This window comes from Cyanobium sp. A1C-AMD (assembly GCF_024346495.1).
Taxonomy (GTDB): Bacteria; Cyanobacteriota; Cyanobacteriia; order PCC-6307; family Cyanobiaceae; genus Cyanobium_A; species Cyanobium_A usitatum.
On record NZ_JAGQDB010000072.1, the window covers coordinates 1 to 12,031 of the forward strand.

Annotated in this window: 12 protein-coding genes and 1 pseudogene; 4 read left to right on the plus strand and 9 right to left on the minus strand. The window is 59.4% G+C overall.

The genetic code is table 11. The features are described from left to right. Positions 1 to 632 (plus strand): hypothetical protein (locus KBY74_RS11060; protein WP_254942756.1); only part of this gene is annotated, 632 nt, incomplete at its 5' end. A 433-nt stretch (positions 633 to 1,065) separates the two neighbouring features. Here KBY74_RS11060 and KBY74_RS11065 read toward each other — a convergent pair. Further along, positions 1,066 to 1,728, minus strand: a complete 663-nt coding sequence (locus tag KBY74_RS11065) for an alpha/beta family hydrolase (RefSeq protein ID WP_254942757.1) — start codon at positions 1,726 to 1,728, stop codon at positions 1,066 to 1,068. 456 nt (positions 1,729 to 2,184) lie between these two features. Here KBY74_RS11065 and KBY74_RS11070 point away from each other — a divergent pair, with 456 nt between their 5' ends. After that, positions 2,185 to 3,468, plus strand: a complete 1,284-nt coding sequence (locus tag KBY74_RS11070; RefSeq protein ID WP_254942758.1) for a site-specific integrase — start codon at positions 2,185 to 2,187, stop codon at positions 3,466 to 3,468. 464 nt (positions 3,469 to 3,932) lie between these two features. Here KBY74_RS11070 and KBY74_RS11075 read toward each other — a convergent pair whose 3' ends face one another. The 8 genes from KBY74_RS11075 to KBY74_RS11110 form a co-directional block, all read right to left on the minus strand. After that, entirely contained in the window at positions 3,933 to 4,124 is a 192-nt protein-coding gene (locus KBY74_RS11075; protein ID WP_254942759.1) for a hypothetical protein, read from the minus strand. 807 nt (positions 4,125 to 4,931) lie between these two features. After that, the gene (locus tag KBY74_RS11080; protein ID WP_254942760.1) at positions 4,932 to 5,639 is read right to left on the minus strand and encodes an ERF family protein; all 708 of its coding nucleotides are present in this window, start codon (positions 5,637 to 5,639) and stop codon (positions 4,932 to 4,934) included. A 58-nt stretch (positions 5,640 to 5,697) separates the two neighbouring features. Then, positions 5,698 to 6,414 carry a hypothetical protein gene (locus KBY74_RS11085; protein WP_254942761.1) on the minus strand — a complete coding sequence of 239 codons (717 nt, stop codon included), beginning with the start codon at positions 6,412 to 6,414 and terminating at the stop codon, positions 5,698 to 5,700. Positions 6,415 to 6,516: 102 nt separating this feature from the next. Next, the gene (locus tag KBY74_RS11090; protein ID WP_254942762.1) at positions 6,517 to 6,954 is read right to left on the minus strand and encodes a RusA family crossover junction endodeoxyribonuclease; all 438 of its coding nucleotides are present in this window, start codon (positions 6,952 to 6,954) and stop codon (positions 6,517 to 6,519) included. A gap of 113 nt (positions 6,955 to 7,067) precedes the next feature. Next, positions 7,068 to 7,466: a hypothetical protein gene (locus KBY74_RS11095; RefSeq protein WP_254942763.1), complete on the minus strand. Its 399-nt coding sequence runs from the start codon at positions 7,464 to 7,466 to the stop codon at positions 7,068 to 7,070. A 278-nt stretch (positions 7,467 to 7,744) separates the two neighbouring features. Continuing rightward, the gene (locus KBY74_RS11100) at positions 7,745 to 8,359 is read right to left on the minus strand and encodes a hypothetical protein (protein ID WP_254942764.1); all 615 of its coding nucleotides are present in this window, start codon (positions 8,357 to 8,359) and stop codon (positions 7,745 to 7,747) included. Between the two features lie 78 nt (positions 8,360 to 8,437). Next, positions 8,438 to 10,168 carry an AAA family ATPase gene (locus tag KBY74_RS11105; protein WP_254942765.1) on the minus strand — a complete coding sequence of 577 codons (1,731 nt, stop codon included), beginning with the start codon at positions 10,166 to 10,168 and terminating at the stop codon, positions 8,438 to 8,440. Positions 10,169 to 10,557: 389 nt separating this feature from the next. Beyond that, entirely contained in the window at positions 10,558 to 10,713 is a 156-nt protein-coding gene (locus tag KBY74_RS11110) for a hypothetical protein (protein ID WP_254942766.1), read from the minus strand. 124 nt (positions 10,714 to 10,837) lie between these two features. Here KBY74_RS11110 and KBY74_RS11115 point away from each other — a divergent pair, with 124 nt between their 5' ends. Both KBY74_RS11115 and KBY74_RS11120 read left to right on the plus strand, forming a co-directional pair. Then, on the plus strand, positions 10,838 to 11,464 hold the full coding sequence (locus KBY74_RS11115) for a hypothetical protein (protein WP_254942767.1): 627 nt from the start codon (positions 10,838 to 10,840) through the stop codon (positions 11,462 to 11,464). After that, positions 11,464 to 12,031: pseudogene (locus KBY74_RS11120) on the plus strand (terminase); the annotation flags it as partial. The gene KBY74_RS11115 and the pseudogene KBY74_RS11120, both read left to right, overlap by 1 nt.

A 12,031-nucleotide genomic window follows, 5' to 3' on the forward strand; every position in this document is an offset into this window, starting at 1 on the left:
TGCTCGGCAGTGGCAATCAGGGTCTAGACGTCGTGGCTCACTATCCAGATCTGCTGCATGCCTATCACCAAGCTTTCCGCCACGTGCCAGAGCTGGAGCGGCTGATTCTGTTTGACAAAACTGAAACTCATCTCCAGGTCCTCGGAGAGGCCATCGACGCAGCCTTGGAGCGTCCTGACCCACAGACCCTGCGTCTGCGCCTGCCCGCTGATTCGCCGGCGATTGGCGGACTTCATGACCTGCTCAACAGCCGCAACAGCCCATTCACACGGCCTTCGTCGCTAGCTGCGCAGGACATCCGCGAACTGCTGAACCTGTTGCGCGGTGGTGAGGTGTCTTTGGTGTCTCTTGGAAACCACGGCAGGCGAGTTGTGGAACAACTGGTGCTACAAAGCCTGAGTGATGAATGTTCTTTAGAGAAGCTGACGCTTTTCAAGGGAATCGCCAGACTGCAGCAGCTCGGTGTGCATCCCTGGGTAATTCAATGCCTGCATCAGGTGCGTTGTTTTGGGAATTGGATGGGCCATCCGCCCCGCGGTGGCCGTGCCATGCCGGTTGAGCTGCATGACGTGCTGGCGATGCTGTCTTCGCTGCAAAGAGCGCTGCAGGAGTACCCCTGGCTGAGGCCATGACCAGACAACAACTGCTGCCCCGTAACTGCCTTTCACCCGTCCTGCAGCATTAAGTAGCCCGCTGATTTGGTCGTCATAGACGAGTACATAAATGCAGCAGATGCAGCTGCTGGCGACCCGCCCATAGATCTCAAAGTGCCGGGCATCGAGGCCAACCTCACGCACCACACTTTCGAATTGGGCGATACTTTTGGGGCGAGAGCTGCTGGGTAGATTCTCGAATAAGCGCTCGCTTCCGAGTTACAAGATCAGCCGCTGAAATGGCCGCATCAAGTCAATTCGAATTAACAAGCTAGGTCAAAGCTGTCTACCCTCCTGGCATCAACAAGTGGTGGTAAATATTGCAAAACTGGTTCTCCCGCCTGCCTGCCAAGGTCGGTTGCCCCGTGAAAACGACGTTGATGATTCACCTGCGAATTGCATCCGAACCCCATCAACCCAGCAGCAGCCGTAGGAACTGATCACTGAATTTCACTGCTGTAGTCCAGTTCTCCGCCTCGCTCAGGCCAGAGCTGCGGGTGGGCTTAAAGCTGTGATCACCACTAGGTATCCAGCGCAGTTGTATCTGTTGCGAAAGGCTGTAGGAGTCAACCTCATCACGGCGCCCAAAGCTGTCGCGTTCGCCCTGCAAGATCAGTGCTGGCGTTTCCAGGCTGGCTAGGTGCTCGGTGCGTAGCTGCAGCGGTTTGCCTGGTGGATGAAAGGGATAGCCAAGGCAAAGGCAACCCTTCACCCCATAGCTGGCTGCAAGCTCGTCCAGCAGCAGGCTCGCTACCCGGCCGCCCATCGACTTGCCGCCAATAAAAAGGGGCAGGTTTGGATTGAGCTGCCTCTCCAGCTGCACCTGCTGGCGTAGGGCCTGCTGCAAGACAGGCATTCGATCGGGCCCTTGGCGGCGCTCAAGGATGCGCTGCCGTGCCATGTAGGCAAATTCAAAGCGCAGCACCCGCCAGCCGTGTTGAGCCAGGCCGCTGGCGATAGCAGCCATAAAGGGGCTGTCCATTGGTGCACCGGCCCCATGGGCCAGCACAACGGTGCCAAGAGCGTCAGCTGGACCATCGGTCAACCGAGGAGCAGCCCTATCAGCAGGGTTCATGGGTTGATCCTCGCGGACGCCGCTCGGATCTCAAGGCATGGACCAGAACAGGCCCCCGTTGAGGGCAATCACCGGCACGACTACAGGTTCTGCCCCGTCTCATAGGCGCTTGGTCTCAGAGCAATTGGAGCTTGGTCTTAGGGACCGGTGGGGACAAACGCATTGATGATTTGCCCTACTTGCTGACCACGGCTGGTTGATTCCGCTCAAGGGAAACTCCCCAGCCAGCCATAAGAGTCCACGCTTTGGGGACCTTTTTGGGGACTAGCCTTGGAGGTCAATCGGTGAAAAGTCAATCGGGGCGACAGGATTCGAACCTGCGACCTAGTGCTCCCAAAGCCCATTTGGCTACCTGGCCTGGACTGGCTTTTTGAGTAATAGCAATGGTTTTGGCGAGGGCTGTCTGGCCCTGTCATGACCAATCCGGTAGGTTTTGGGGACCGTTTTGGGGACCAAATGCCAAAGGTCGTTCGAGAGGCCGGCTGGGAGGAGGGGCTGAGGGAAGACGTCAACGCCTTGGGCAAGGGCTGGAACATTAAGGAGCGCAAGGGAAGGATGTTCTTGCGTATACGAATGGAAGATCAGCCGGAACAGTCGGTAACGCTGCCCTACGAATGGTCTTTTTCCGCCAAAGGCGATGCGTACACGAGAGTGCGCAACATCTACGCGCTCGTCCAGGAGGGCTACACCCTCAAGCAGGCAGCAGAGGTGGCTGCCGGCAAGGCGCCAAAGCTGATTGAGCAGCACGACTGGCACGGTGCAATGGAGCGTTTTAAGCAGCAAAAGCTCAGCCACGGCACTGCCATCAAGCCAGAGACATGGCAGACGAAATATGTCCCTGTACTTACAGAAGCTGTTGGCCAGCTCACTAGTCGCAAACCACCCACGACGCCAGAGGACCTAATTGATGGGTGCATAAGGAAATGGGAGCCCGGCAGCCGTAGCCGCCAGGAGCGTGCACGCAACCTTGCCCAGTTCCTGCGGTACTGCGTTAGCCGCGAGCGACTGCCGGCGATCTGGCAGCCACCAGCTGACCTCAAGGATGCGATTGGGCGCAAGCCTGCCAGCGCCACCAGCCAGAAAAGTAATGCAATTACTGACCAGCAGATCCTCAACCTGCTTGCCTCCTTTCCTGATGATGAGGCTGGTGGGCGCTGGGCTGATGTCATCCGGCTGATGAGTGAGCTGGGCCTGCGTCCAGTTGAGCTGCTCCACCTGAGTGTCAGGACTGACCCCAAGACCAAGACGCCTTACTGGTGGTGCAGTTACGAAAAGCGTTCTGGTGGAGGGGTTACCAAGCCACGCAGGCTGTGGCCACTACCGCTTGTCGACGCCGCACCGCTAGGCGAGCTGGATAGACCAGGCGATGTAGCAGTGGAGTGGAACTTGCTCCCGCGCTGGCAGGCTCGGCTTATCGAGCTGCCGGCGTTGCGCTCAGGTAATGGTGCTGCCGATTCCATTGCCACCTATCTAAGCCGGCGAGCTGGCTGGAAGTCACTCAAGGAGCAAGTGGAGTCCCAGGGCGAGAGGTTGACCTGTTACTCCTTCCGGCACAGCTACAGCGTGCGTGGGCATCAGCGCGGCATCGATAACGGCTCGATGGCGCTGGCGATGGGTCACAGCATCGAGGTTCACTGCCGCAGCTACCCCTGGGCAACGGAAGCTGGCGCAGAAGCTGCCTTTGCCAAGGCCAGCTCAACACTTAAGTCGCCAGGTGCAGCGCTCGAAACCACTAGCTAAATCGCTAATTCAAGTGTCTGCACCTTTCTAAAGCAGGCTTCGTTCATGGCTTCTTCGCAACGCTCCAGCTGATAAAGAAGTGGGCTATTAGAACTTGGGAATTTGCGGCGGTAATGCACTCCCACGATGAGGAGTCCCGCAGTCCTCCAGCGTTGCAAGGTGCGCTCACTGATGCCAAGGTGCACTGCAGCCGCTCGCTGTGGAATCCAGGTCGCACCACTAGGTGGGTCTTTCAAAGCTGGCTTGCTTTTCATGGGACTAGGTAGTAGTTGGAGGCTCAGCTAGGACGGTGCGGGCACGTTTAAGCAGCTTTACGCTTTCTCGATACCAGTAGTAATCTTCTAGCTCAGAGTATTGATTCGCCTCTTCCATTTGTGCGTGCATGAATGCCAGGTGGCCAGCAAGGTCAGCGCACAAAGTGCGCAGCTCCGTGTTCATGTCTGTCTCTATAGATTGAGAAGTCATCAAAAGGGGATCTCCTGCTCACTGGGTCCCTGCTGCCACTTGGTGCTTTGGGGATTGATGTTGCCGTAGCGGCTACCACCTTGACCATCTCGGCCCTTGCCATTGATGTAAAAGCCTTGGACTTCGATTTCGCAGTTGCTGCTGTAGTCCCAGATCTTGCCGGTTTTGTGACGGGTTTCATCGTCTGCCATGTTCAAAACGTATTGAGCAAAGGCAAATGCCGATTCAACCGGCACAAACAATGATATTGAGATTGGGCTTTTACCGGTTTGGTCGTACTTGTTTTCCCCCGTGCTCCACTTGATTACCTGAGGCAGTGCAGCTTTGAAGTCACTCATGATTCTGAGAAAAAGGATTCGTAAAGGGAACGGGTAAAGCTGCTAAAGCTGTAGCCCTGATCGCGGCAATAAATCCAGGCCTTGCGATATAACTCGTCAGTGAGTTTTGACTGGACCAGATTGCGGTTCTTGTATCCAGGGGTGCAGGGCCTTGGCCTCCTTTTGGTGAATTCAGCCTCCTGGCACCGGCTGGTGTGAGTCGCACCGATAGGTGCGCTATGTAAATCAGAACCGTTAGGTGCGCTGTGTAAATCCGCACTGGTAGGTGCGCTCAGTTGGTCTGCTTCTCTTTGCTCCTGGCTACTCATTCATTTACCGCGAACCTTGTCCCTAAGGAGGCGCCCGCTATGGCAGCATCAACGGGCCTGTTGCTTTGGTCTGCGAGGTAGCCCTGAGCAGAACTGAGGCAATGAAAGACTCGCCGCAGGTGGCTTGAGCTGCGCGAGGCTGAGCACTGCGCTGCAGATAAGAGCTGCTTTGACCTGCTGGTCGCTTCCCTGTTGGTAGGGGTTGTCGCACTCGTTGGTGCGCTCAGCAAATTGGAGACGTAGGGCTTCATTTTGATTGACTTGCGATAAGGCGAGCTTGAGCAGCTCCAGGGCTGCTGTTATTAGGTTTTCGGTCGCACCGCTGCTGGGCAGAACAGCACCGCTAGGCGCGCTAGGCAGAGAGAACTGCGAGTCCAAGTTGTTCTTCAAGGAAGTCACCGTGCGCTTGGAGCTGGATTTGGGCGGGGCTGATTTTTGGGGTCGCGATCTTGAAGTGCTCCTTAAAAGCTGTGAGCACCTCGTCCTTGTTTGGTGCGCTCTTGAGTGACTCGACGATGCGGCCATGGCGCTCCTTTTCAATCCAGCAGATGTCCGTATCTGCTTCCGCTGCAGGCGGCCCGGGCGCCCCTGCAGCATCTGCCTGTAATGCCTGCGCAGGAGTATGTTGCTTTCGCATTGAATTGGCTGCGGCAGGCTTTGCTTTCGCTGCCGGGGCAGGCGCTGCTTCTGCCTCGTCGTCTTCTCCGGCTAGGCCGTAGATGGCAAGCAGGCTGTAGCGACGGGCATAGGTGATTGCAGATCCCAGCCCCTGCCAGTAGTTGGCGCGGCCTTCTGTTTTGAGCGGGATCGGCAGATCACTGCAGAGCAGCTCGCCACTGATATGGAAGACGCTGGTGCGCAGCAGCATCACCTCGTCTCCTAATGGGTGAAGGGTCTGCGAGTGGCTAAGGCCATGAGCAGTGGCGTTTTTGATCGCAGCTAGGGCGCCAGCTAGCGAGGTGTAGGCGCCGTAGTTGCCCTTGCTGTCACGGCCTGCGGCGTGGTGCTCGGCTTGAAAGGCAGCAAGGGCCTTGGGGAGCTCCTTGAGGCATGAGTCCATGGACAGCAAATCTGCTTACGCAAGAAATATACCCTTTGCCATACGCCTGCGTATGTATCTAACGCTCCACCGCGGCCCGCGCTTCTCGGGCCAGCTCAATGCCGCTGACGCCATCTACTCCTGAGGCCCAGCTCTCTAGGGCCATTCCCGGTTCTGAGTAGGGCCCGCTGGTTGCAAGCTCCATCAGCTCCGCTCCGCTGTAGTCCCCCCAGCCGCTGAGCACCTCCTTGAAACGGTTAAGGGCTGATGCATCGAGGTTCTTGATGTGAGGCCGCAGGCTTTCCCAGGCCTCCTTGGGGCTGAGCATCTGCTCTTTGGCTACGTCTTGGAAGGCGCGCCGCAGGGCTTCGCTGCGGGCCTTGGCTTCCTCGTCGCTGATCTCCTCGCCAGCCGAAAGCTCTTGGTACGCCTCAGGTGACGGCAGCATCCCAGCAAACAGGGCAAAGAATTCAACGGCGCTGTAGGGGGTGCCGTCGTCTTTGGCTAGAGGGGTGGCTCCCTTGAGCTGATCAAGCAGTTTGCGGTCGGTGACGCCTGGATAGGACTGGCGCGCAACGGCGTCATTGAAAGCGCCAAAAGCAAGGAAGAAGGCCGGTTTGGGATCGAGCTTGCCGTTCATGGCGCAGCTGATCTGGCTGTTCCAAGGACCTTGGGCACCGGTGACCTTTGCCAGGCGATGGGGCACATCCTGCGGCCAGCGGTTGGCCTTGAACCAACGCTGGATGACGCGTCCGAACTCGGATCGCTCGGGGACGGCTCGGCTGGGGGTCGACAAGTGTGCCTGCGCAGGAGTGGTATACCCCTACGTTAGCGGAACTTTCTCTTTATCGCCTGCCTGGCCGCGCCAGCAATCCCACCTCGTAGGACGGCTCCGCCGCTAGCTGCGCTCTGCAAGCACGATCACCGTCAGCAAGGCCCCAGGGCGCTCCCCTATCGAGCAGTAGCGCTTACTGGCCTGCAGGCTCACTACCTGACTGTCATCTCGCAGCAGGGCGCCGCCAGCGCCAGCTGAGATGCCATCGAGAGTGGAGCGGCACAGCTTGTCGATGTCACCTGCGCCCTGACTGATCAGGTGCAGCGGAGCACTAGCTCTTAGCCCCTGCTTGCCGTAGTGCCCCTTGGGACGGGGGAACAGGAACACCACCTCTACCGATACGGGGGCAGCTATTAGGGGGCCCTGGTATGCGCCAACAACAGCGGCCATGACATCAGAGCGCCAGGGCTTGACCTTCTTGCTGCTCTCGACCATGACGCCATGGCCGAGATGGCGCTTGGAGCCCATGGGTCCAGGTAGCCCGTAGATGCGCAGGGTCAAGGTTGCGGCCGCAGCACCCAGCGAAGTCGTACTGGCTGGAGCGCTGTGCGACGCAGAACCAGAAGGTGCGCTGGGCAGAGCCGATTCGCTGAGCCCAACCGATGGGGTGGCGCTCAAAACGTCTCCTGGGCGCTGATCCTCCAAAACTCGCTGATCACCTGCGTTGCGGCCCCGCTTTGCTGCTCGGCTTTCTGCAGTTCTTTGATTGCTGGGCTGTAGCGCCAGCTAGCCCTGCTGCTGCGGTTCAGGGTGATCGAACCGAGTTCAAAGACCCCTGGCTGGTAGGAGAACTCATCAAGTCTTCCGGCTGCCAAATCAGCGTCGAACGCTTCTAGCTGCAGAGCCAGATCGGCTTCTGCGGCCTTGATCAGCGCCTTGAGCTCAGCCACCTTGAGCGCCCGCTGTGCTGGCGAGAGCTCTTCTGATACTGCGGCGCTGCCGCTGGTCGCTGCGCCACCGGGAGCCAGCGGGCTGCCACCGCTAGGGGCGCTCAGTAGATCGGTTGATGTCATCGCAAGTGATGCTCTAGGCACTGGGTTAGATAAAGCGGCTGCGCAGGACTAGGGACCTGTGCCGCGTCCATCGGCGCGCCGAGCGGAACTGCAGCTAGCCGCGCTCTGCAATGCCAGCTGCACCTTTGGCATGGGCCTAGGCGGTGGCTGCGAGCTGCAAAGCAGGCCGGCATAGCCAGCAGGCGCCCGGCTGCCTTTTTGTGCTGCCTGGATCAGCAGCACACCGAGCCCAAGGCCGAATAGCAAGCCAGCCTTTGTAGCGGCGTGGAGCTGCATCGCTACAGGAACTCCTGGTAGCCCATGAACTGCTCAACGGCGCCGGCCCAGGCCGCTCCGCACTGAGCAGCGGCTGCCCTGGTGATGACGCTCTTACCTGGCTTGGACCAGACCGTTAGGCACTCATCGACATAGAGCGCTGGGTGATGCAGTTTCAGCATGGACAGGTAGCCGCCTAGCTGGGCGTCGGTGCTGTAGGTGCTGGCCCTGGCGCTGCTCTGGGTTTTGAGATCAAGCAGCAGCACCTTGCCGTTGTCGTGCTGCACAAGGGCATCAAGGGAGCCGCCGATCGAGTGGCCAAGATCACAAATGCGGTATTCGATCGCCAGCGGTGTGACCTTGCTCCAAAACGCGTGTGCCACTAAAGGTTCAACCCAGTCGCCGTAGTCACCCGCATCCAGCTGCGGGCCACCGGAGAGGAAGGCTTCTAGGCAAGCGTGAACGTGCTTGCCGCGGGGTTCCCAGAGGTGCTGCGTTTTCAAGAAGACCGCCTTCTGGCTTTCGCTCTTGCTGGCTCCTGTGACCTTGGTGACGGAATGGAGCAGCCACTCCCCTGTTGGCTCCCAGCAGTAGCGGTGCCAGCTGGCATCGAAGTGGATTGGCAGGGGAGCAAGCATTCAGGGAGGCAGGCGCAGCTGCAGATCTTCTGAATATACCCCTACCTAGGCATATGAAACTAGGGAATAGGGCAGCCGCTAGATCCAGTCCTCTTCCGGTGAGCCAGCCTGCTCGCTCTCAAGCAGGCCGGCTGAGGCTCGGTGCTCGTCTGGCTGCGCCAGCTCATGGTCAGGGCCCCCAGCTGGCCATGGAGAGCCAGAGCAAGGCCTGATGTCTAGGAGCCAGCGCTGGGCGATGAACTTCAGCAGCGGGTTACCCAGCCGAACGATCTCAACCTTGTGGGGCTTGCTGGCGTCCTGGATTACCCAGCCGTTCTGCCAGCACCCATCGCTGCCGAGCTTTTCGACAGCCATCCCCTTTTGGGGCTGGGGTGTGATTAAGCCTTCTGCTGCAGCCACGGCTTCTCCAGTGGCTGCAGCGGGTCCAACAGGGGGTGTGTTTAACCCCCCTCCCCCGTACGCGTGTGTAAAAGAAGAAAAAGGTGAAAAACCCTTTATTTCGTACGTGCGCGAGGGGTTTTTCCCTTTTTCACCCTTTATCACCCCCTCTGGGGGGAGGGGGGTAGCGGGGGTGAATAGGCCCGATGGCCGGCCCCCTTGCTCTGCAGGTTCGCTCTGGCCGACTTTCTCGATCAGCCCCTTAGCCAGCAGCTGCTGCAGGCAACGGTTCGCCTTGTTCCCCTGCAGGTTCAGGTGGCTGGCCAGCTCCACGCCAGAAACCTGGAAGCCTCCTAGCTCCCACCTATCTGCGATGTAGTCAAAGGCGTCTGCTTGGCGCCCGCTCAGTTCAAGCTGCGCTGCTGCTAGTGACTCCGCTTGCAGCACGCCTTGACCATCGCCATGGCACACCCAGCCGGTGTCCTCTAGCTCCACCAGCAACGTCGAACCTTTGGCGCGCCCCTGCGTCTTAACAACAACGCGAAAGTCGCTTTGCGTCTGCCCGTCGACCGGCTGCTTTAGCCAGTTCATCAGGATCGTCAGGCTTGCCGCTGCTGGCAGTGAGTTGCTTCCCCGTGAGGCATTCGTCGCGTTTCCGCCAGAGACGCTTTTGTTGGCGTGGTGGATTGCTACCAGTGTTGCTTGATGGGGCGCAAGCGCCTCCTGCAGCCGTCTGGCCGGACCATCGAATGCACTGGTGGCTTCATCGATGCCAAGCGGGCTGACGCAGGCGTGGTAACTGTCAACAAGGAACATCGCGCCAGGGTTGTCTTGCGCCAACTGGCTCAACTTCCCAATCCCCTGCTCGTTTAGGTGCAAGGGAGCGCCTGCATGCCAGAGGGCCTCTACAGGGCCGCCCATCGTTCCATCTTCTCTAATCAGGCCTTCTCGTTTGAACAGCGTGAACCAGTCATTCTCTGGCTGGTCTGTGCCAACAACGAATACCCGCGGACAGGTGCCGTGTAGTGGCCGCCCCAGGTACTCGGGCGCGCCTTGCCACCACGCTGCGATCATCCCGACCATCAGGGCTGACTTGCCAATCTTTGGTGGTGCCACAAGCAGGTTCATGGCTCCGGCCATCACGACTCCCTCCCACACCCAAGGCGTAGGAGTTGTATCCATCCGCTCCCCTTTACGCCTTGGCTCTGGGATGCCAAGCCATAGGCCACTGGCCTCCTTTAGGAACATGCTCAGCTTTGCTGGCACCGTGATGCCATTACGCACCAGGTATTCCTCAGTCCACTCCAAGGCGGCGTGATCGCTCCAGCCCCTAGTGACCTCGGCGGCGCGCTCGACGTGCTCGATCAGTACTTTGTGGCTTCTGTGGGTTTCCTCCTCTGCTTCCTGCTCGGCGGCCGATCTTGCGCTCAACTTCTTTAAGTCTTTTGCTGTAAATTTGCTCATCGGCTTTACTTGGCAGGTAATAGTCTTGTTGGGTATAGATACCCAGCCTCTTCAGTTCCGTGAACGCTGCTCGTTCACGGCTGGAAGTGACTGGATTGGCAGCGTCCCAGTCGTCGAGTGCCTGGGTGCTGCGCATTTTCTGCAGCCGGGTGTAGTGCCCAGCAACGGCTAGCTCCTCGCTAAAGGCAGCCTCCAGCCCATATGGCACCCACTGGAGCAGCAGGTATGCGCGCACCTCGGCGTCCCGCCAGCTGGCGCCCTCCGCAATGTCGCTCTGCCAATGGCTAGGCCCGCTGAGCTCGCAGGCCGCGCCTTCTGGCACCCCGATTGACTCCCCCTGCGCATGGGTAGGCAGCTCAGGCACGACCCTTGGCTTCCCACTTCTGCTCCGCCTCCGCCAAGGCCTGCTCCAGCAGCAAATTGATCCAGGCCGTCCTGCTGATATACGGCGGAATCATTGCCTCTACTCGCTCCATCACCTCCCCAACGATCACGATCTTGGAATCCTTCATGCCCCAAAAGTGCACTGCCGCTGCACGCTAACCGTTTCATACGGCGGCGTATTAGCATTTGATCGGACCGGGGCCATGCCCCATCTCCAGCGACTGCGCAGCGGTATCCCAGGTAGCAAGTTCAGTGGCTCAGCCGGACCCCCCTCTTTCGCCCCCCTCTCTTGCGGGCACCACGTCAAGCGACGCGTCTCTCGCTGCGCCGAGCTGCTCTACGGCCGCACTGGTAGAGGAGCCCACCGCAGACGAGCAGGACAACGCCGAGCTCCTGCGTGATGCGGCCAACGCTGAGGACGGGGAAGGAAAACCCCTCTACGCACCTACCGATCCCTCAAGACCAATCGGTGATCGCAACCCCCCTCGGCGCGTCAAAGGCAAGCCCGCTCCCAAGGCCACTAGGCCCACTCGTTATGAGGTGGAGCGCCGCATTGCTGAGGCCCAGCTTTGGATTGCACAACGCAAAGCCCTTAATCAGATCTACGAGAACGCTCGTGACAGTTGGAACGTCACGAACATCCAGACCCTCAACCGCTACCTCAACGTTGCGCGTCAGCGCATGGTCGAGGAGCTGGTTCGCGATCGCAAACGGCATCAGGCCGAGCAGATCTTTGCCCTCAATGAATGTGCCCGCCGCGCAATGGAGGCTGAGCAGTTCAGCGCTGCCGTCGGTGCCTTCCGGGTGATCGCCGAGATCGGCGGGATGCTGCGCGCACCACTCAAGCCACCTGAATCGTTGCCCGGGAGAAGGCTCTAATGGCAGGCCTGCTCCTAGATCCGGCCACCGACCTCTGGGCTGACTGGGGCCTGCTGGATTTTCCCGATCCCAACCGCAGCCAAATCCAGCAGCAGGACCAGCAGAGCTTTCGTGACTTCATCGTGGCCGCTTATCCCGGCTACGCCTTCCACACCTGGGCCGAGCGATTGATCGCCCTGCTGCAGCGCGTTGCTGATGGCCAGCTCAATCGCCTGATCGTCTGCTGTCCGCCAAGGCTGGGGAAATCGCTCTTGGTTTCCAAGCTGTTTCCCGCCTACTGGGTGAGCCGCTACCCAACACGCTTCTGCGCCATTGCTTCCTACTCAGCCGAGCTGGCCTATGCCCACAGCCGAGAAGCGAGGCACTACTACCGCGCGGTTGGTCATCCCCTCTCTAAGGACTCCACCGCCGTTGGTAACTGGCTCACCCCTGATCGCGGCGGCTGCATTGCTGCTGGTGTGCGCGGACCTTTCACAGGCAAGGGCTACGCCCTGGGGATCATCGATGACCCCTACAAGGGCCCAGAAGATGCCAACTCCGCAGCTCAACGCCAGAAGCTGATCGAGT

Coding starts and splice junctions, on each gene's coding strand:
- KBY74_RS11080 (WP_254942760.1), bottom strand. CDS start 5,639: ATGGACTCATGCCTCAAGGAGCTCCCCAAGGCCCTTGCTGCCTTTCAA.
- KBY74_RS11065 (WP_254942757.1), bottom strand. CDS start 1,728: ATGAACCCTGCTGATAGGGCTGCTCCTCGGTTGACCGATGGTCCAGCT.
- KBY74_RS11075 (WP_254942759.1), bottom strand. CDS start 4,124: ATGGCAGACGATGAAACCCGTCACAAAACCGGCAAGATCTGGGACTAC.
- KBY74_RS11100 (WP_254942764.1), bottom strand. CDS start 8,359: ATGCTTGCTCCCCTGCCAATCCACTTCGATGCCAGCTGGCACCGCTAC.
- KBY74_RS11095 (WP_254942763.1), bottom strand. CDS start 7,466: ATGACATCAACCGATCTACTGAGCGCCCCTAGCGGTGGCAGCCCGCTG.
- KBY74_RS11110 (WP_254942766.1), bottom strand. CDS start 10,713: ATGAAGGATTCCAAGATCGTGATCGTTGGGGAGGTGATGGAGCGAGTA.
- KBY74_RS11070 (WP_254942758.1), top strand. CDS start 2,185: ATGCCAAAGGTCGTTCGAGAGGCCGGCTGGGAGGAGGGGCTGAGGGAA.